At 54.7% G+C, this 19743-nt stretch carries 20 protein-coding genes and 1 pseudogene; 9 read left to right on the top strand and 12 right to left on the bottom strand.

The window, feature by feature from the left end; translation table 11 throughout:
* Both AB4N53_RS08200 and AB4N53_RS08205 read left to right on the top strand, forming a co-directional pair.
* Positions 1-810 (top strand): ABC transporter permease, encoded by an 810-nt coding sequence (locus tag AB4N53_RS08200; RefSeq protein WP_007918021.1) that lies wholly within the window; start codon positions 1-3, stop codon positions 808-810.
* Between the two features lie 17 nt (positions 811-827).
* Positions 828-1982 carry an ABC transporter ATP-binding protein gene (locus AB4N53_RS08205; protein WP_460119677.1) on the top strand — a complete coding sequence of 385 codons (1155 nt, stop codon included), beginning with the start codon at positions 828-830 and terminating at the stop codon, positions 1980-1982.
* A gap of 128 nt (positions 1983-2110) precedes the next feature.
* Here the strand turns inward: AB4N53_RS08205 and map are convergent, their stop codons facing one another.
* From map to AB4N53_RS08230, 5 genes are all read right to left on the bottom strand, one after another.
* Positions 2111-2902, bottom strand: a complete 792-nt coding sequence (gene map / locus AB4N53_RS08210) for a type I methionyl aminopeptidase (RefSeq protein ID WP_460119679.1) — start codon at positions 2900-2902, stop codon at positions 2111-2113.
* Positions 2899-3126, bottom strand: a complete 228-nt coding sequence (locus AB4N53_RS08215; RefSeq protein ID WP_003225727.1) for a ParD-like family protein — start codon at positions 3124-3126, stop codon at positions 2899-2901. The genes map and AB4N53_RS08215 overlap by 4 nt, the downstream gene beginning before the upstream one ends.
* A gap of 375 nt (positions 3127-3501) precedes the next feature.
* Complete coding sequence (locus tag AB4N53_RS08220) at positions 3502-4689, bottom strand: hypothetical protein (RefSeq protein WP_460119681.1); 1188 nt, start codon at positions 4687-4689, stop codon at positions 3502-3504.
* 1403 nt (positions 4690-6092) lie between these two features.
* Complete coding sequence (locus AB4N53_RS08225) at positions 6093-6377, bottom strand: hypothetical protein (protein WP_460119683.1); 285 nt, start codon at positions 6375-6377, stop codon at positions 6093-6095.
* Between the two features lie 197 nt (positions 6378-6574).
* On the bottom strand, positions 6575-7282 hold the full coding sequence (locus AB4N53_RS08230) for a hypothetical protein (RefSeq protein ID WP_460119685.1): 708 nt from the start codon (positions 7280-7282) through the stop codon (positions 6575-6577).
* Between the two features lie 32 nt (positions 7283-7314).
* Here AB4N53_RS08230 and AB4N53_RS08235 point away from each other — a divergent pair, with 32 nt between their 5' ends.
* The 3 genes from AB4N53_RS08235 (at position 7315) to AB4N53_RS08245 (ending at position 10522) form a co-directional block, all read left to right on the top strand.
* Positions 7315-8520, top strand: a complete 1206-nt coding sequence (locus tag AB4N53_RS08235; protein ID WP_460119687.1) for an aminomethyltransferase family protein — start codon at positions 7315-7317, stop codon at positions 8518-8520.
* Between the two features lie 60 nt (positions 8521-8580).
* Entirely contained in the window at positions 8581-9498 is a 918-nt protein-coding gene (folD, locus tag AB4N53_RS08240; protein WP_460119688.1) for a bifunctional methylenetetrahydrofolate dehydrogenase/methenyltetrahydrofolate cyclohydrolase FolD, read from the top strand.
* Between the two features lie 430 nt (positions 9499-9928).
* Complete coding sequence (locus AB4N53_RS08245) at positions 9929-10522, top strand: DinB family protein (RefSeq protein WP_460119690.1); 594 nt, start codon at positions 9929-9931, stop codon at positions 10520-10522.
* Here the strand turns inward: AB4N53_RS08245 and AB4N53_RS08250 are convergent.
* The 5 genes and pseudogenes from AB4N53_RS08250 to AB4N53_RS08270 all read right to left on the bottom strand — a co-directional run bounded on the left by AB4N53_RS08250 (position 10443) and on the right by AB4N53_RS08270 (position 14193).
* Positions 10443-11363 (bottom strand): LysR substrate-binding domain-containing protein, encoded by a 921-nt coding sequence (locus AB4N53_RS08250; RefSeq protein WP_042609825.1) that lies wholly within the window; start codon positions 11361-11363, stop codon positions 10443-10445. The two genes, AB4N53_RS08245 and AB4N53_RS08250, sit on opposite strands and share 80 nt — an antisense overlap.
* Before the next feature lie 1079 nt (positions 11364-12442).
* Positions 12443-12673 (bottom strand): annotated as a pseudogene (locus tag AB4N53_RS08255) (DUF2625 family protein).
* A 14-nt stretch (positions 12674-12687) separates the two neighbouring features.
* On the bottom strand, positions 12688-12855 hold the full coding sequence (locus AB4N53_RS08260; protein ID WP_155400930.1) for a hypothetical protein: 168 nt from the start codon (positions 12853-12855) through the stop codon (positions 12688-12690).
* Between the two features lie 152 nt (positions 12856-13007).
* A complete protein-coding gene (locus AB4N53_RS08265; protein WP_460119693.1) occupies positions 13008-13682 on the bottom strand; it encodes an FMN-dependent NADH-azoreductase in 675 nt (224 codons plus the stop codon).
* A 28-nt stretch (positions 13683-13710) separates the two neighbouring features.
* The gene (locus AB4N53_RS08270; protein WP_042609823.1) at positions 13711-14193 is read right to left on the bottom strand and encodes a GNAT family N-acetyltransferase; all 483 of its coding nucleotides are present in this window, start codon (positions 14191-14193) and stop codon (positions 13711-13713) included.
* A gap of 89 nt (positions 14194-14282) precedes the next feature.
* Here AB4N53_RS08270 and pdxR point away from each other — a divergent pair, with 89 nt between their 5' ends.
* Positions 14283-15719: a MocR-like pyridoxine biosynthesis transcription factor PdxR gene (gene pdxR, locus AB4N53_RS08275; RefSeq protein ID WP_122704474.1), complete on the top strand. Its 1437-nt coding sequence runs from the start codon at positions 14283-14285 to the stop codon at positions 15717-15719.
* Here pdxR and AB4N53_RS08280 read toward each other — a convergent pair.
* The gene (locus AB4N53_RS08280; RefSeq protein ID WP_064361697.1) at positions 15712-16191 is read right to left on the bottom strand and encodes a carboxymuconolactone decarboxylase family protein; all 480 of its coding nucleotides are present in this window, start codon (positions 16189-16191) and stop codon (positions 15712-15714) included. The two genes, pdxR and AB4N53_RS08280, sit on opposite strands and share 8 nt — an antisense overlap.
* Before the next feature lie 612 nt (positions 16192-16803).
* Here AB4N53_RS08280 and AB4N53_RS08285 point away from each other — a divergent pair.
* From AB4N53_RS08285 to AB4N53_RS08295, 3 genes are all read left to right on the top strand, one after another.
* Positions 16804-17547: an SDR family NAD(P)-dependent oxidoreductase gene (locus AB4N53_RS08285; protein WP_460119696.1), complete on the top strand. Its 744-nt coding sequence runs from the start codon at positions 16804-16806 to the stop codon at positions 17545-17547.
* A gap of 555 nt (positions 17548-18102) precedes the next feature.
* Positions 18103-18171, top strand: a complete 69-nt coding sequence (locus tag AB4N53_RS08290) for a hypothetical protein (protein ID WP_460145133.1) — start codon at positions 18103-18105, stop codon at positions 18169-18171.
* 34 nt (positions 18172-18205) lie between these two features.
* Positions 18206-18352 carry an SDR family oxidoreductase gene (locus AB4N53_RS08295; protein WP_460119698.1) on the top strand — a complete coding sequence of 49 codons (147 nt, stop codon included), beginning with the start codon at positions 18206-18208 and terminating at the stop codon, positions 18350-18352.
* A 417-nt stretch (positions 18353-18769) separates the two neighbouring features.
* Here the strand turns inward: AB4N53_RS08295 and AB4N53_RS08300 are convergent, their stop codons facing one another.
* Positions 18770-19642: a LysR substrate-binding domain-containing protein gene (locus AB4N53_RS08300; protein WP_460119700.1), complete on the bottom strand. Its 873-nt coding sequence runs from the start codon at positions 19640-19642 to the stop codon at positions 18770-18772.
* Positions 19643-19743: the final 101 nt, after the last annotated feature.

Genomic DNA, 19743 nt, shown 5'->3' on the forward strand with positions numbered 1-19743 from the left:
ATGCTCCTGACCCCCAATGCCATGAGCCGGCGCATGCGTTTCGGCCTCTACGCCACCACCGGGCTGATCGGTCTGTTCCTGTTGTTGCCGATCGTGTTCATCGTCCTGCTGTCGTTCGGTTCCTCGCAGTGGCTGGTGTTCCCGCCGCCGGGGTGGACGCTGAAATGGTACGGCCAGTTCTTCTCCAATCCCGACTGGATGAACGCCGCTGCCGCCAGCCTGAAAGTTGCCGTGCTGACCACGATCTGCGCCGTGGCCCTCGGTCTGCCGACCGCGTTTGCGCTGGTGCGCGGGCGCTTCCCCGGCCGCGAGATGCTCTACGGCCTGTTTACCCTGCCGATGATCGTGCCGCTGGTGATCATCGCCGTGGCGGTGTACGCGCTGTTTCTCAAGCTCGGCTACACCGGGACCATGTTCGCCTTCGTCGTCAGCCATGTGATCGTCGCGCTGCCGTTCACCATCATCTCGATCATCAACTCGCTGAAGCTGTTCGATCAGTCGATTGAAGACGCGGCGGTGATCTGCGGTGCCTCGCGCCTGCAAGCGGTGTTCAAGGTGACGTTCCCGGCGATCCGTCCAGGCATGGTCGCCGGCGCCCTCTTCGCCTTTCTCGTTTCGTGGGACGAAGTGGTGCTCAGCGTGATGATGGCGAGCCCGACTCTGCAAACCCTTCCCGTGAAAATGTGGACCACCCTGCGCCAGGACCTGACCCCGGTGATCGCCGTCGCTTCGACGCTGCTGATCGGCCTGTCGGTATTGGTCATGGTGATCGCCGCCGCCTTGCGCCGGCGCAACGAAATCAGCGCCTGAGCGCCCAGGAGTACGACATGAGTGCCGTGATCAAAGACGCATCCCAGCAGAACGACAAACCCCTGGTCAGCCTGCGCAACCTGAACAAGCACTACGGCGACTTTGCTGCCGTCGACAACATCTCGCTGGACATCAAGGACGGCGAATTCCTCACCTTCCTCGGCTCCAGCGGCTCGGGCAAAAGCACCACGCTGTCGATGCTCGCCGGGTTCGAAACACCGAGCAGCGGCGAGATTCTCGTCAACGGCCAGTCGCTGGTCAATGTGCCGCCGCACAAGCGCGATATCGGCATGGTCTTCCAGCGCTACTCGCTGTTCCCGCATCTGTCGGTGCGCGACAACATCGCCTTCCCTCTGGCCATTCGCAAACTGGCGGCGGCCGAGCGCGAAAAACGCGTCGATGCGATGTTGAAGCTGGTGCAGCTCGAACAGTTCGCCCATCGCCGCCCTTCGCAACTGTCCGGCGGTCAGCAACAACGTGTCGCCATCGCTCGCGCCTTGGTTTACGAGCCGCGCATTCTGCTGATGGACGAACCGCTCGGTGCGCTGGATAAAAAGCTGCGCGAAGACTTGCAGGATGAACTGCGCCAGCTGCACCGGCGCCTGGGCATCACCATCGTTTACGTGACCCACGATCAGGAAGAAGCCATGCGGCTGTCGCAACGCATCGCGATTTTCAGCCACGGCAAGATTGTCGGGCTGGGCAGTGGTTATGACCTTTATCAAAATCCGCCGAATGCGTTCGTTGCGTCGTTTCTCGGCAACTCGAACTTCCTCAAGCTCAAGGCGCAGAGCAATGCAGCGGCGAGTTTCGAGGGGCAGTCGTTGTCGATCCGGCTCACGGCGGGATTGCACACCGATCAGGATGTGCTGCTCATGGTCCGCCCGGAAAAGGCTGTGGCGCTGAGCGTGCAACAAGCGATTGATGAGCCGCTGGCGGCGGGCTGGAATGAGGTGTCGGCGAACGTTGTGGAGGTGCTGTTTCTGGGTGAGAGCCAGACGTGCAGCGTGGTGACTGCGGGCGGGACCTCGATGACGGTGAAAGCGCTGTCGGCAGCAGGCATGCCACTCAAGGCCGGCGACCCGGTGCGGGTGCGCTGGGCCACGGCGGATGCTTGTGTTTATACCGAATGGACCGAGAGCGATTTGAACAAGGCTGCCGGTGCCCACTAAAATTTTCAATCCACTGAAATTCCCCTGTGGGAGCGAGCCTGCTCGCGAATGCGGTGTGTCATTCAACATTAATGGTGACTGACACAACCTCTTCGCGAGCAGGCTCGCTCCCACAGGTTCGGTATTGTTCAATGAATCGGGGAATACCCTTCAATCTCATCCGGCCAAGCCGTCAGCACTTCAAACCCGCTCTCCGTCACCGCGACCATATGCTCCCACTGCGCCGACAAGGAGCCATCCTTGGTCAGCACGGTCCAGCCATCCGGCATGTTCTTCACATGGCGTTTGCCGGCATTGAGCATCGGCTCCACGGTGAAAATCATCCCGGCCTTGAGCTTCAGCCCTTGATTGGGGAAGCCGTAATGCAGGATCTGCGGCTCATCGTGATAGACCTTGCCGATGCCGTGGCCGCAGTATTCGCGCACCACGCTGAAGCCCTCCGCCTCCGCCAGGCTCTGGATCGCATAACCGATATCGCCGAGTGTCGCGCCCGGTTTCACCGCACGAATGCCCGCGCACATCGCATCGTAAGTGGTCTTGATCAGGTGCTGCGCTTCGGGGCTCGCCTCACCCACGACATACATGCGGCTGGTATCACCGAACCAGCCATCCTTGATCACGGCGATGTCGAGATTGACGATGTCGCCGTCCTTCAATGGCGTACCCGATGGAATCCCGTGGCACACCACATCGTTGACCGATGCACAGACGGTTTTCGGGAAACCGTGATAACCGACGTTGGCCGGCACCGCCTTCTGCACATTGACGATGTAATCGTTGCATAGCCGGTCGAGCTCATCGGTGGTCACGCCAGCCTTCACATGCGGCACCAGCATTGCCAGCACTTCAGCAGCCAGTTTGCCGGCGGCGCGGGATTTTTCGATGTCGGCGGGTGTGTTGATCCTGATCTGGTTTCTCATGCGCTGACGGCTTCCTGGGTCAGTTGATGCAGATCCAGTCCGCCGTTCTGTTCGGCGCGGATCAGCAGGCGGCAAATGGCGCTGTGGTCGAGGTTGGGGTGCAGCTCGGCAAGCATGCCGATGCGCATCCAGTGCTCGGCCTGCGCGTTGATCGAGCGGCTGAGGGCGTTGCTGGAGATACGCAGGTTCTCGTGCATGTCCTCTGAGATTTTTACGATGCCCATATATGAATCCGATACGATGTGTATATGGATCGTATATTAGCCAAGCCTTACGCAGAATTGCAAATCAACCCAGCGCCCGTAGGTTTTCACCACCGTATGAACTTTTTTCACCTTAACTGAAATCCAGCGCACCGCCCTCAGTGAGTCGTTGTTCCATTCTAGACAACGACTCACAATCCTTGCTTCAGCACAGTAGAGCAACCGTCTGTAGTGGTGAACAGGTAGTGTTGCTGCATTATTTGGCGAATATTTTTCGGGTGGGTGGGAAGGATCGGTTGGTTGGTACAACAGGAATCTTGGAATTTCCTGATTATCGTCCAATGAAAGCCGCTCATCAGGGCGGCGATCACGTGGCGACTTAGGCGAGGTCACCGGTTAGTCTGAACGTCGATACTCGTCATCGCTACGAACAGTGATTACCACGGTTGGAAGGTGAGGGCCTCTGCCATCATCAAAATCCTCACCTTGAGGTGGTGGGACATTTTCCCAAAGATCGAATTCGTACAACTCCTCCCAACTCCAAAAGAACTCCATAAACGCCATGACGTAGCCAGAACTCCGCATACCGTGAGGATCATTACGTTGTTTCGCTTTGCGCGCCGTCCTCCACTCATCTTCCCCAAAAAATTGGAAAAAAGTTGGTAACCGTCCAGTGCGGCGCGTTAGATCCGAAACGAAATCGCTGAATTTTTCATGTTTGTCGAGCAGTGAGTAGACTAAATTTCGCGCTGAGGCGCTTCTAGCAGAGGTGATTACACGAGCCTGTCCATTGTACCCGTTCATGCTGACCTTTTCGTACTTCCCACGTAGGTCATTCACCATTTTGGTCCAAACACAGTGTTTGGCTGAGGCACCCGTTTTGACCTCCCGCCCCATCGACGGTGTAGTGCTAGATACCATGCTGATAACAGCATCCAAGTAAGAGTCCGGAGGCTTGATCTCGGTCTTTTTTTTGTCCAATGGCCAGCCAACCTGAAGTGGTCCCACGGGAGCCGTAGCGAGAGGCCACGACGACTTCGCCATTAATAAGAAGGTTGCACAATCTTCGAGGCCATAGGTTTTTGTAGCAGCACTGCTGCCAAGCTGATAAGCGCCAATTGGGTTTTCTCGATTGACGCCAGGGTACAGCGTAATGTTTTTGTGCCGATTGCAGTCCTCGAACAGCAGCCGTTCTTTCTGCGTCGATTTTCCGCCTGGTAGTTTGTTGTACTTACTCGCAACTTTGGCCTGAATCAGCATTGCTTGCTCGCGCTGGAGCACGCCATTAGGCGATTCCAACCGCACGCAAAGTAGCAGATCAGCCAGTTCACACTGTGGTTTCTGCTGACGCGGCGAATGGCCTTTAGGAGTGAACTCCGCCTGAGGTGTGCCATCGACCCAAATGGATTGGACCCGTACCTGAGCAGAGCGGCCTTGTGCAGCCAACTGGCTTTTGATTTCAAGCGCGAGTGCGTCAATGCTGTGTTGTTTATGCAGATACATCAGGAACCAGCGCTCAAGCGCCCATTTGCCTGTAAAGCTTTTAATCTGGCTACGCCATGCGGGCCAATCGTACTGCTTCATACCTAACGTCCTGACTGTCGAGTTGAGGGTTGATCAGATCGATTTTGGCTCTGAAGGTCAAATCTTCACTAGGGGAGGATGACCAAAGCTGCTGCGAGTCCAACCATGCAAGCAATAGCCGCTAAGCTCACGAGCACACTCAGCCATTGTCGACCACCATATAAGGCTTTCATTCCAAGGTCGCTATTTCTCCCCGCAAGTTTCAAAAAAACTCCCAAAGCCAATAAAATTATAATTATCCCATTTGCATTGCTCGAAACATAGTCGTTAATTATCTGCCCTAGATCCTGATTTACTTTCCAATACCACATAGCATATACAAAAGCTGTGGAGTAAAAGCTTAACCAGAGTCCCCAGCCAGCAGTGGTTACCAAGAAGAATTTTAAAGGTGGCTCATATAGATTTGGCAGCCACTTTCGTATGAGATAAATAGCGCACCAGTGGTATCCCCAGCGAAGGCAAGCTATGGCATACACCATTACAACCGTAATGCCGAAGCCGAACCAAAAGTATCGCCCTTCGGTTTGGTGAAGCTGAAAAATCAGATCTACACACGACATTGCGGGAGAATCCTTGCTCGCCTCCCGCCAGTAAACCCACTGATAAAACGATTGAATTGCAGGTGCTAAAACGCCGGCCACTAACAAAGGCGTATGCCATACACCTGGCAACCTCGCGTAAGCGGGTTAACTTTGTGAAGGCACCTTAACAAAGGCTAGTGGCTGAATGAACATCGGGCCTAGCATGAGTAACACGTAAGATGTCGCTTTGCTTGTACGTATTAAACGCCAAATTTTCGGCAAAGGAAGGTTCATAATTTTGTCGTCCAGTTAGATATTTACGGCTCCAAATTTTTAAAACTTGAATCGATCCCAATGGCAGTCGCTAATGCAATAAACTGCCTGATACCCAGTGCCCCACGCTCATTGTGAGCTTTTGAGCCGGGTTTAGTCAGTGCTGAAACAACCGTGTCTCTACTCGATTCATACATCGCAAATGCATTGAAATCCAAATCAAGCAACACCAGTAGTACAGCGTCGAATGGCTTAGCCAAGTCAATACTGCCCAACCGACCAGTCAACTTTGACTAATCCGTGACACACCGTCCCTTAATTTGAATCCGTACTTCTTTCCCATTTCGGATAGCAGTAACGTCGTAGCCCGCCTGTCTGGCGCAATGCAAATTCAAGCCTAGCTTTTTGACTGCCTCATACTCAGCCACCTCGCGAGTGATTCCCAGTGGTTTCCCAGTAAGCCGATAAAATCGTCGAGCGAGAATTTTCGCCTCGTGTAGTGCCTCAAGAATCTCCGCGGTGGAATCAGCAGTAAGGGCTCGCGCCTCATCAACAATTGGCATCGTCACAGTTGCACCTTTCAAGGGAGAGTCGAAGGGGCCATTGAAGCTAGCCCACCCAATCGGTCACAGCCTTGGTTCCGAAAACCACTGCTTTGCTTAGGAAGTCAGAAGCTAGTTCTTTGACCTTGCCAGTCATACCGTCCTTCGTGGTACTCACCAACTGCTCGCCCAAGGACGGATCTTTGCGTTCGAGATTTGAAGGCATCGCCTTCAATAGTTCCAACGTCCTGGCAGTCAGAACACAACCCATCACACCACCGTTAACTTGGGAACCGCAGTCCAAATAGCCGTGGTTGCCTAACCAAATAACGGTCGAAACATCAAGGTTCAATCAGCGGTGATCCTCGGTATTGCGCAAGTTTATTTTGATGCGAACTTTATGTGGTGATGGGTACCAAGAAGGTGCGTAGCTTGGCCGGCTGTAACCAGGTTGATCATCCGTTACACCCAGCAGTTCGCAGATACTTTTGAAGTCGGCCTCGGATGCCTTTGGAAACACCTCACGGCTCAAGTCAAATTTCGTTTGGCTCACCCGTTAGTCACCAGGAGCGCACCGGCACGTGCATTGGTGAGCTTCATAAAGCGGTTTACCCATCCGTCGAATGTGATATAGGTCGTTTCGAGTTTTTGCCGACCTGCGCTGAAAAACATTGAGACCATGAAGTACAGCCCAATGGATGCAAGGTCTTGCATGGCGTTATGAATCCGATTTTCGGCCCGCGCCTCCTTCTTCGAAGGCTTGAGAATTTCATGAGCGTCCTTTTGCTGGTACAGGCAGGCAAGAGCGCAGAGAACGAAAATACTTCCAATCGGCACGCTAAGGCGTCTCGCCTCTTGGGCGAGCTCTTTTTGGACTGTCTTGAGTTGGTCTTTGGCAATAGGTTGGTACAACCTACGCTGCGCATACCTAACAAATTCGGCATTGGCATCCCACCGTTCATTTTGACGATTGACGATCGCAAGCATGTGCTCCGGGTGAGCGATTTTTGCCATGTCATCCGTCAGCGCTAGTTTGAAAAAACTGGCAAGCGCAACAGTGTCTTTCTCAATCGATTCCTTGAGCTGTTCTACTGTCTGCAAACCGCCGATTTGCCCTTCGAAACAAGCAAGAATAGGACTGACACGATTGCCTTCCTGATCAATCGAACGCAGCAGTGCCTCCTCCTCACTGGAAAGCGACTTATCCTTGATCTTAGAAATGACGTTTCGGTCAACACAATAGACATGGCGAATCAATTTAAGCTCCAAACAATCCACGAACGCGAAAGTTGCCCCCCTACGCGATGCGCCCGGCGTGTCGCGAGGTCAAGACCACGCCAATTTACGAAATCCTTAAACACAAGAATGCCGTGTTCGGCGCTTATTACGGTTGGGAGCGAGCCAGCTGGTTCGCAAAATCTGCCGATGCCCCCGTCGAGAACTTCAGCTACAGCCGGGGCAATTGGGATGCCGCAGTTCGGTCGGAATGTGAAGCGGTGCAAAATCGCGTGGGTATCCTCGACCTGAGCGCCTTCACAAAATTCGAGATTTCTGGAAAGGATGCTCGCTCATTTCTGGATCGGATCAGCCCCAACCAGGTTCCTGCCAAATGTGGGGATGTAGCTCTCGCCCATGTACTTACCCCATCAGGAAGCGTGGCGTGGGAGTTCTCCATGACCCTCCTGGAAAGCGGCGCGTTTTACCTGATGTGCCCGGCGGCTTGTGAGCTGCTGATTGAAGATTGGCTGCGACAACGGGCAGCGAAATACGCGAATATCTCCATCGCGAATATCACCAAGGACTGGGGCACGCTCATCCTGGCGGGCCCTAGAGCACGAGAAGTGCTTTCCAAACTCACCGACACCGATCTGAGTAATGAAGCATTCCCCTGGTTTACCGGCCAGGAGATCCAGGTCGTTGGCGCTCCCGTACGCGCGTTGCGGATGAACTTTGTCGGCGAATTGGGATGGGAACTCCACCATCCACTCCAACACCAGCAAGCACTTTACGAAGCACTCGTTTGGGCGGGTGAAGCGTATGGAATCGTCGACTTCGGGCTACGAGCGATGGACTCGATGCGCATCGAAAAGGGCTATCAAATCTGGGGCCGCGAACTAACAACAGAGTACTCGGCGCTGGCTGCCAACATGGGCTACTTCATCAAGACCGATAAGGGCGATTTTGAGGGGCGCGCGGCAGTGCTGGCAGAAAAAGAGAAGCCGAGTACCCACCGTCTCGTTCTGATGGAAGTGCAAGCGGGTCCTGCTGACGCATTGGGTAGCGAGCCCATTTTCCATCAAGGAAAACTGGTAGGGCTTACCACATCAGGAGCCTATGGTTATCGCGTTAACAAGAGTTTGGCCATGGGCTTTATCAAACGCGAACTGGCGGCCCTGGACACCGAACTCACCATCACAATTCTGGGTGAAGAATGTTCCGCGAAAGTCATTCGCGGATGCCTTTACGACCCGAAAGGCGAACGCCTGAAATCTTGATTATGCAACTGCCTCCAAGAACGTGGAGGCAGCTTCTGACCGCTAATGGGGTAGGACGAAATGACCATCACACAATCTTTAGATACCGCGCCCAATGCAGAGGCCTCCATAATCGACGGGAAGGCGTTTGCCGAAATCTTGCGCAAGAATGTCGCCGTCGGTGCAAGGGCCTTCAGGGAGAAACGCGGCAGAGCACCAGGGCTGGCTGTCGTACTAGTCGGGAGCGATCCTGCCAGCCAAGTTTACGTGAAAACCAAAATGAAAAAGGCGCTTGAGTCCGGGATTGACTCCTTCCCTCACCTACTCGAAAGCGATACGTCCGAAGCGGACCTGCTGAACCTGATCGATAAGCTGAACAATGACCGATATGTACATGGGATTTTGGTGCAGCTCCCGTTGCCCGCCCATATCGATGAGTCGAAGGTTATTGCGGCAATCAACCCGGCCAAAGATGTCGACGGTTTCCATCCGATCAATGTGGGTCTGCTGGGTCAGGGTAAAGCCAAACTGATTCCCTGCACTCCCCTGGGATGCTTGATGATGTTGAAGAATCAGATCGGTGACCTCAGTGGCAAAAAAGCGGTGATTGTTGGCAGATCCAACATCGTCGGAAAGCCAATGGCGAATTTGCTCTTACAAGAAAACTGCACCGTCACGATTGTGCATTCCCGAACGCGGGATCTCATCGCTGAATGTCGTCAGGCCGACATCCTGGTGGTAGCAATTGGACGGGCGGAATTTATTGATGCGACGGCGATCAAGCCGGGTGCAGTGGTCATTGACGTTGGCATCAACCGAGTCGAGAAAAACGGTGTATCTGTTCTAGTCGGTGATGTAGATTTCGACTCTGCCAAGGACATCGCAGCGGCCATGACTCCAGTTCCGGGCGGCGTGGGTCCAATGACCGTAGCGTGCTTGATGAGGAATACGCTGGCTGCGGCGGAAGCGATTGAAAGCAATACTGCGGCTCGCTACTGATATTGAAGGGCGCCTTAATTTGATCTGACACTTACAGCTTTTGCAGCCGTATCTGTCAGGTCAAACCTTAGCAGTAGATCTGGTACACCCCCTCCATTAAAAATAATTCCTAAGATGGCCATTATCACCGGCTGCAATCGGCCATAAGCAGCCGTTCAAGACGGCTCGTTTTTCAGGCGGCAGAGGCCCATCCCGTCGCCGCTACCTGGCGCTCACCCTCCACAACTGATCCAGCTTCGTCGTATAACTCTGGTAGGCTCCCTGATCAGCAAAGACTGAGGGGGGCAGGCAGCGCCTTTAAGCTTTCCGGCTTCGAGTCTCCTAGCCCAATTGGCTCCCTGGCGCTTGCCGACCGATAATCAGCGTCTTCGATGCCGCTCGTTGTGAGGGCTATGCTTGGCATTACGCCCATTTAAATTGGGGAAATCTCATGATCAACGTACGCACAGCCCGCATGCTTGCCGATTACAAATGCTGGGCCGATCAGCGCCTCTTTGACAGCCTGGCCGCACTGCCTCCTGGCGAAGTCAGCAAAGAGCGAGTGTCGGTGTTCAAAAACATAATTGGCACTTTGAATCACATTTACGTCGTGGACTGCATTTGGCAGGCTCACCTCGAAGGCCGGGGGCACGGCTTCGAAACTTCACATGATCTGCTGCATCCCGAACTCGCTGATTTGCGCTTGGCACAAAAGGAGATCGATCACTGGTACAGCGACTGGAGCGCCCGGCAGAGCGAGGCATCGCTGGATAGACTCGTCGAGTTCACGTTTGTGTCTGGGGAACGCGGCACCATGAGTGCCGGAGCAATGCTGATGCATGTGGTCAACCACGCCAGCTATCACCGTGGGTGGGTTATCCAGATGTATTTCGACATTCCGGCCATTCCGCCAATGACAGACATGCCGATATTCCTGCGCGAGACCGATCCAAATTTCAATTCGCTCAATACACCGGCAGAGGGGTCGCCATGTGTTGGGCAATTAATGAGCGCAACCAACGCTCTGCCGGATCGTTATCGTTGACCCCGCTCCAGACCATCGACAACTCCGACGGCACGATGTCAAAGGGCGGGTCATCAGCACGCAACTGGCTGCTGCCATCGATCAGCGCGCACGCCGCGTAGTCCGGCACTGCGGCTAGCATTTCCGTGCCCGCTAATAAGGCACGCAGTCCTGAGAACTGGGGTACCGCCAGCATCACTCGCCGCGAGCGGCCGATGCGTGCCAGGTCGGTATCGATGGCACCGGTCAAATCCCCGGAAAACGACACCAGGGCGTGAGGTCGTTCGCAATACTCATCCAAGGTCAGGGGGCCAGGACGATTATCGCCGCGCAGTATCTTGACGCGCAGATCCCGCAGCTTCTTGCGCTTGGCGTTGGCCGGCAACTCGGTGGTGTAGCTGACTCCGACGGAAATCTCTCCGGAGGCAAGCATGGTCGACATCAGCAGAAAGTTAACCCGCCGTACCACTACGATAACCTTTTGCGCCTCTTCGCGAAGTTGATTGATCAATGGTGGAAACAGGCCGAATTCGGCATCGTCGGAAAGGCCGATGCGGAATACGTCCCGGCTGGTGGATGGGTCAAAATCCTTAGCTCGGCTGACAGCTCCGGAGATGGTGTCCATGGCTGGTTGCAACTCTTTAAGAATTGCCAGCGCTCGCTGGGTCGGCTCTAAGGTACGACCGTTGCGTACTAGCAAGGGATCGTCGAACAAGTCGCGCAACCGCGCTAAAGCGGCACTGACGGCGGGTTGGCCTAAGAACAGTTTCTCCCCAGCCCGAGTCAAGTTCCTTTCGAACATTAAGGTTTCGAAAATAACCAGAAGATTCATGTCCACGCGACGCAAGTCGTTTCGATTCATTCCTAGGCCCTCGCAGGCAGCATAATTTTCAAGTAAAGCAGCTACGCGGCAGAACACCGTGCTTCTGCTGCAACTAGACTTTGAATACGCCTTATTCAATCTCTTTACATTTGACCGGAAATGGATCGGGTGCGTGTAGCTCAAATTGGCGTGGGGAGTACGTCCCGTATTTCCCTTAGCGAAGCATTAGGACTCAGAGAGCTCTCCCCTCCAAGCTATGTCCGATGTGCAAAGCGGCACGCCACTTCTTGTCGCTCTTTAACCTTCGCATCTAAAGACAGGCTGAAGTCATCATCAAAACGACTAAGTGCGATTCCCGTGCCCGCGAACCAAAATTTTTTGTTTCAATTTTGCAGCAGAATCCGAGGGGCAGTCTGTGTTAGACCAGTGCTCGCGACTTTATTGATAAAAACGAAATCCAGTGGTCCTTTTCCTCGCTTGTCCGCCTTCTCTCCCGAGTGGATCTTTGTACTAATCAACCCATGATCTGCGTTGCGGTGTTCCTAGGCAGGTAGAGCAATTTCGTAACAATTGCTGCCAACAAAATTACAAAAGGTCGGAGGACTTATGCGCCAAGATCAGCTTGATGGTCTTGGTTAAATTCTTAGAGGTAGCAAAGCAGCGCAGCTGCACTTGGGCATCCCACCATTGGGGGGGGGCTCCCCCTGCTGTAAGCTAGGTAGAGAGAAACCTCGAACGAAGGCTCGGTGTTGTATTGTTCAAACGTACTATCCGGAGTGTCAGTCTGACGTAAGCAGGTGGTCAGTGTCTCAGTAAGCGTCCAGTGAATGCTTCAACTTTGAAATGTCTGTGCGTAACCAGCGCACTTTGACTCGCTGCCGGCCTGCTTAATTTAATTAGGAGTGATGGCGGGGCGTACAACTGGCCGGCTAATGTGCAATTCAAATCATACTATTCAGCCATACTGACAACCTGCGCGCTTATTGCCACTCAGCCCCTCGTGTCCATAGGAATGGGTAGAAAGACACGCATTGATCTCCGCCCACTGACTGAATGTCGTTGCGCCAGGATTACCAACGTAGGCCCTCTTAGTAGGCCGCCGTACGATTGCTCACAGCTCATTCCAAGAAGGCGGTATAATCGATGCCCAATGGCTCCCACTGCAGAATATCGGGCGCCCAGTAGTACACCGCTCCCACATCATCACCCAAGCCGCCGCCGTTGATGGAAAAGCATCCACCTGCTGCGTCATCTGCCACCAGCAGCTGCCCTTACGCCCGTCCCTCGCTCCATCCCGCCAGGCCCCGATCAATCAGTATCCCGCCAGTCTCAAATGCTATAGCCCCCAAAGTAGACTTGGTTGTTACCTGTAGCTGTAGAAGAACGCTGGAGTTTTGAGGTGAGGTGGAAGCAAGTCGTAGGGGCGGTCGGCATGCTCCAGCATCTCCCGTATGTAGATCATGGCGGGGTCATTAATTTCAAGCGACTTGGCTGCACCATGTGAAGTTTGAAACCAACTGAGGCGACTCATGATCAATTCCTCTCTGTAGGCGGTATTAAGAGGGGGACATGCGGCCCATGGCTGCCGACCCGGGCGAACAGCTCTCCCGAAAATCAAAAAGCTAGGCTCAGCTTCAGGCATCGCTGCCGACCTTTGTACTTCGGCCGTCTGGGGCACCGGCTTCAGGCAACTGTTTCATGAGTCCTAGTTTCGATTTCCTCATGAAAGAACGTATGCACATCGTCGTACCCTATTTTCTGCGCCGTTTTTAGCGCGTCCGTCCCTTTTGCTGTGCCTTCAACGGTGAAGTAATGCACCTGATTGAGACCGATGGTTTTCAGCACTGCGGATAGGTAGGGACGAAGAAAGTCGGGTTGCCGTGCCCTCTCACCGCTAATGTAGCCGCCGGTGGCTACGGCAACGTAGACGGGGCGATCCAATAACGTTCCAACCTTACCTTTTGATGTGCTGAGGAAAGTTTTTCCGACGCGTACGACGTGGTCAATCCAGGCCTTGAGCGGCGAGGGCACGCTGTAGTTGTGCATGGGAGTAGCGATAAGCAGCACATCGCAGGCATTCAACAGGATGATCATTTGGTCGGAGCGACTCAATGTACCTTTCTGATCCTCGGTAGCTATTTCGCTCGGATGGGCCAAGGCATGGGCATAAGTCGCATCGACTGGCGATAACGTGTTCAGATCTATATCCGTCACTTCAATCCCGCGTATGCCAGCGCGTACTGTCAGAGCGTGCAGAATCCGCTCAGACAGTTTCAAGCTTTCAGATGCATTACCGTTGGGACTGGCAATCAGGCGAAGGATTCGCAAAGGAGCGAGGGGCTTCTGAGACGGGTTCATGATATTGCCTCCTGTACGGGTGATGCGGTCATGGGGTATCGAACTGTTTTTGAAAACGCAGCGCGCCGGTATAAAGGCCTTCGCGGAAGTAGAAGCGTTGGGCGCGCGCGTTGGCCAAACCCGTGTCAAGCACAAGGCGAGCACAACCGCTGGCACGAGCCAGTCGTTCCAGAGCTCGCAATAACCGGGAGCCCCACTGGCCGCCGCGCTGGGCTTCATCGGTGATGAGGTCATCGACATACAAGAATGGGCCATAAATCAGATTCTCCTGAAGGCGGTAACCTGCAAGCGCCACGAGAGCCGATGACTCGAAGGCTCCAACCAGGCGATAGCCGCCGGCTCGCATTCGTTCGATACGACTCATAAAATCGGCCTCGCTTGTTAGGTGGGGGCGCAATTGCTGCATTACCGGGAAAGCGATTTTCAAGTCATGGCGGCTGTCTAGAGGACGCAGGGCAGTGTCGGCCAAGTCGAGCACGCTGGGCACGTAGTCTTGAAGATTGAACGTCATGGGAGAGGCCTTAGTGGGTTGTGATGGTCAAATCTTGAACTAACATTGCCTCAATTTATTGAACCAAGAAGTGAGATATGAACTAGGCCATGATGACTTCCTGTTCGCACCCTTTCGCCTCCTTGGATGGGCAACCCGGTTCGCCTCTGTACCGTCAGTTATATGACCGAGTACTCGCCGCCATCGCCGCTGGCACGCTTTCCCCAGGTGACCGATTGCCTTCGGTGCGAGCTCTCGCCAAGGATCTCGGCGTTGCTCGTGGCACCATCGAACTGGCCTATTCGCTGCTCACGAGCGAGGGCTATCTCTTAGCCCTGGGGCAGAAGGGCACCGTGGTCAATCCCGAATTGCAGAAGCCGCTACTGTCTGCCCCCGCTTTATCCGTCAGCAGCGAGGTGATTGAAAACTCCCCAGACGCACTATGGCGTCCACCGCAACTTTTGCCGTTTCAGATGGGAGTGCCTGCAATGGATGAGTTCCCACGCAAGATCTGGGCGCGCTTGGGTGCCCGTTATCTGCGAGGCATGCGTTCAGGCGATCTGGACTATCCGCCGCCGCACGGCCTGCCTGCCTTACGCAGCGCCATCGCCTCATATCTGCAGGTGTCTCGAGGTATCGATTGCGGCGCCCATCAGGTGTTTATCACCAGCGGCTGGCGCAGTAGCCTGTCGCTGATCGCACATACTTTGCTGCGCGCAGGGGAGCGAGCCTGGGTCGAAGATCCTGGCTACCCAACCACGCGCCAAGTGCTTCGTCAATTCGGTATTGAGCTTGAGGCAGTGCCAGTTGATGCCGAAGGTATGGATGTGGAGCAGGCCATTGCCAGGCATCAGGCTGCACAGGTCGTCATGGTGACGCCGGGGCATCAAAGCCCACTGTGTATGGCGCTGTCTTTGCCTCGGAGACAGTTGTTACTCGATTGGGTGGCCCGGAGCGATGCCTGGGTTGTCGAGGATGATTACGACGGCGAGTATCGCTATGTCAGTCGCCCCTTCCCGGCGTTGGCGAGCCTGGATCGCAACGGGCGCGTGCTGTACGCCGGGACTTTCAGCAAGGTGCTTTTCCCCGGTATCCGCCTTGCCTACCTAGTGGTGCCTCAGGGGCAAGTGGCAGCGTTTGAGCGTGTAAGTCGGGCGTTATTCTCCGCAGGCTCGCCAGCGATTACTCAAGCGCTGGTCGCAGAGTTCATTGTCGAGGGGCATTTCACTCGGCACATTCAGCGCATGCGAAGGCTCTACAGCGAACGACGCGCTTTGACTATTGAAGCGTTGGAGCGGAGTTTACCCAATGGACTGCTGGTGGAGCGCTCGCCAGGGGGGATGCACTTGGTACTCCGTTTGCCGGAGGGAGTAGTCGACACTGCCCTGACTGAGCAACTGCTGGCCAAAGGCATCGCCGTGCAACCCTTGTCGCGATGGAGTGTTTCGTCGCGGCGTCAATCTGGGCTGCTGCTGAGCTTCACCAACTGCGCCTGCGCTGCTCAGGGCGAGCAGCTTGGCGCGTTGATAAACCGTGCGCTCAGTTGAGGTTGGCTTTGGTCAGGCCGAACACCTCATCCGACGAACCAGGGACTGCCTGAAAGGCCACATTGAGGCGATTCCAACCGTTGATGGCGACAATCAGGAACGACAAATCCGACAGATCCTGTTCGGAAAACTGCTCACGCACATCCGCGTAGAGGCTTTCAGGTACACCGTGGGATGGCAGTTGGGTCAGGGCTTCTGTCCAGGCGAGCGCCGCGCGCTCTATTGGCGAGAACAGTTGCGATTCACGCCAGACCGCAATGTGATGGAGGCGCAATTCGCGCTCGCCATGGATCTTGGCTTCCTTCACGTGCATATCCACGCAGAACGCGCAGCCATTCAATTGAGACGCCCGCAGCATTATGAGGTGGGCCAGGTCAGCCAGTAGCGGCTTCTTACTCAGTTGCATCGTCAGCTCCACCAGCTTATTGGAAGCCTGAGGCGACTGTTTGAAGTAATCAATACGGTTGTTCATGGCGGTCACTCGCAGCGGGTTTAGGGTTGTTGGAGCCCACTGTAGCCACGCGTGGTCTAGTCAGACAGGGCCAAGAAAAGACCTTTCAACTAAGCCATGCTGTTCTGATTCGCGATTTGCCGTTCGCCGATGTTGCCAAGCCGGTTGTCCGTGAACCCGGCGGAAGGCGACCCAAAGCCGGTGTATAAACTGGCACAGTAAGCGGCAACTGAAATGCGATGCGCGATAGTTCTGGGGTGGATAACAGGTGCAGCGCCTTTGTGAAGACTGATTCCTCTCGCCGGTCGAAAACGCCGAAACAGATCGCAAGAGAGTGGGGCGGTGGGCGGTCAATCCGCAGTTCGCAGAGCAACTCGGGCGTGTTTACGAAGAGTGGAGTGGTATTTTCCTTTCAAAGAAATTCGATGCGATCGGATTTTCAGTCCTATAACGCACTTGAGAACACAGCCATTGGTGCGTGTCAAAAAAACCTATTTGTCGTCATTTCGACTAAAACGAATAATGGTCAAATTGACTCGGTATAGCTTCTGCACCCTGATTTTTATGACGTTTTAGGTTGGCATGAAATGTGTCAGTGATGGGTAAATGGTTTAATACCCAAGGAGCTGAAACATGAAAAGTGAGTTCGACAATCGTGTCGCTGTGGTAACCGGAGCAAGTTCAGGCATCGGACTGGCAGTCGTTCAACGATTACTAAGCTATGAAGCGACGGTAGTGGCGATGTCCCGTGGCCGGGGCGGCCTGGCTGCACTCAAAGACGTTCATGGTGATCGCCTCCATATTGTCAGTGGCGATGTTACGGTAAGTTCGGATCTTGAGAAGCTTGCACACTGCGTCTCCAGAATCGGGCCTGTAGATTTTCTAGTACCGAATGCAGGAGTCGCTGTACTTGAAGACAGCTTGGCGAGTAAGGGATTCGAGCGAAATTGGGCCATCAACGGATCAGGTGCGCTTAACACGCTTTCAGCTTTGCGAGCCCAATTGGCGAGACCCGCTTCGGTTGTATTTGTGGGGACTTTTCTTTCCGCTTTGGCCTTCCCAGGCTTGGCTGGCTACATTGCGTCGAAAACAGCACTGACAGCGCATGCTCGAACCTTAGCCGTCGAACAGGCTGAGGCCGGAATTAGAGTGAACGTCGTATCGCCAGGGCCAACAGCTACGCCGATCTGGCGATCACTAGGGTTGGATAATGCGACGTTGTCCTCAGTCGCGGAAACGGTCAACCAGCGCTTACTAGAGGGTAAGTTCCTTGAGCCGGAAGCGGTGGCAGATGTGATTCTGTTCCTTCTATCAGAGCGAGCTCGTGGCATTTACGGCCAAGATATTGTGGTAGATGGTGGGTATACCTTGCGGTAGGGCATAGAAACGCGAAGAGGTCGTGTAGGCATGTATCCGGTGCGGATCGTGCGCTCGGCCTCTTATTTTTTCTTGCGCTAACTTTACCTCGATTGACGCGATCAACTCGGGCCCTTGATTACGTACATTCCCCCCATGGTTGACCACCTTGTATCTATGAATCCTCAGCTGGCCGGTGCCGACACGCCCAGCATGCCTTGAACGAAAGACCCACATGGGCAAGCCCGCAGCGGTGACCACCTTTGCTATATGCATGGCTCATTTATGTCCGCTTTTGGCCGGTAGCGGTCGCTTGGCGGCGTCCGCTTCTGGCCAGGATCGGGCAGTCGCTCAAAGCAGCGGTCGGTTGCCAGCTTTTCTTTCTGCCACAGTGACCATGTCTTGATGGTGTTGCAGCTTCGTCGAGAGTTGCTATTGCCCAGCATGCTGAACGCTACAAGCACGCCTGTTTACATTACTCTGCCAGTTGCTTCCTCGTAGCAGTAGAGGAAATGCTGCCACCGAGAACTTGTCGGTAATCCTGGCTTCGCCGCTTACCATGCAGCCAAGCACGGCGTGATTGGCATGACCCAGACTGCCGCGTTGGTATACGCCACGCGCAGCATTCGCCTCAACATCGTCTGACCTGGTGTAATCGATACCCCCCATGGTCCTTAACATGCTGGCTAACTACCCCGCTGCCATGGATGCAATCATCAAGAAACAGCCCGTCGGAAGCCTGGGCGGCGCGGAAGAAGTAGGGGCTGCGGTTCTGTTTCTTTGCAGCAACGCAGCAAGTTTCATCGTAGGGTGGCTCTGCCATTGACGGCGGTTATACCGCAATCTGAGCGCCTGCTCTCCGGCGCTCGTTGGTCGCCCACCGACGCGTCGGTCATCTTTTCAAAAGAGGATACGCCTGCGTGCCGTCGTCAGTCCCACTCAAGAGCTTGCCTAAGTTGATCCAGTGTCCGATACGAGTCGAAAAACGCTGCTCGGGGATGACCGCTTACAGCCGAGCTGACGCATGGATTTGGTTGAGTGATCGCAATAACCGGCCTTGCTCTCTAAGAAACTGACCAGGTATGGGCGACAGACAGACACTGTAGCAAGCAACCTAAGCATGCGAATTCAGTTATTTCGCTAAACATGCACCAGAATCAAAAAAATTCGGACTTGTTGGAATTTCAGTTCGGCGCTGGTGAAATACAGAGCAGCCGAAGTGCTATATACCAGTGCTACTATTTCAGCGAATCCTGAAAACCTTCGGCGCCGCATCAAAAAACGATGAGATGAGCCGACTGGAACGCCGTTCGGCCAAACAGTACAGATACGTCTCGGTGAACAGCTCTTCGCCCTCGATTCTGATCGTTCGGATTTTCGGGTCGGCAATAAACTCCGCTTCTGACACCACCCCCAACCCCAGCCCACGCACCACCGCTTCACGTAGGGCCTCACGACTGCCGATTTCCATGGCGATACGCGGTTTGACCTGCGCCGCATTCAGCGCCTGTTCCAGTACCAGTCGGGTGGTCGAGCCTGGCTCGCGTTGCAGCAGCCTCTGCCCTTGCAGTTCCTCCAGCCGCACGCTGCCACGATTAGCCAGCGCATGCTCATGGTGGGCAAACAGAATGATCGCGTGCCGCGCATAACGCACTGAGCACAACGCCGGATCATCTTGCCGCCCCGCCAGCACGGCGATGTCGGTCACATAGTTTTCCAGATCCGACAGCACTTGAGCCGAGTTGCCGACGCGGATCGACACGTCGATATTCGGATGCAGTTGCAAATAGCTGTCGACCATCTCGATCACATGAAACGGCCCCACTGCACCGACCTTGAGCTGGCCGCTGTCGAGCCGCCCGGAATCGCGCAGCAGGTTGTGCGCTTCCAGCTCCAGCAAGGCAAGTCGTTGCGCGATTGGCAGCAACTGCCGACCAACATCCGACAACTCAATCCGCCGCCCACGCCGGTGAAAAAGCTCGACGTTGTGCTGACGTTCCAGGCTCTGCACCTGCGTGGTCAGTGTTGGCTGGCTGAGCCCGGTCGCCCGTGCTCCGGCACTGAAACTGCCGTGACGGGCAACGGCGAGAAAGGCCCGCAATTTGGCGCTGGACATCCATAGACTCCATCAATACATAGCTGCTGTTTCCCATATTGAATTGATTGAATGACTGTCACGTGACAGACCTAGCCTGTGGCAACTCCCAACCACACCGT

This window comes from Pseudomonas sp. H3_E04, assembly GCF_054668915.1.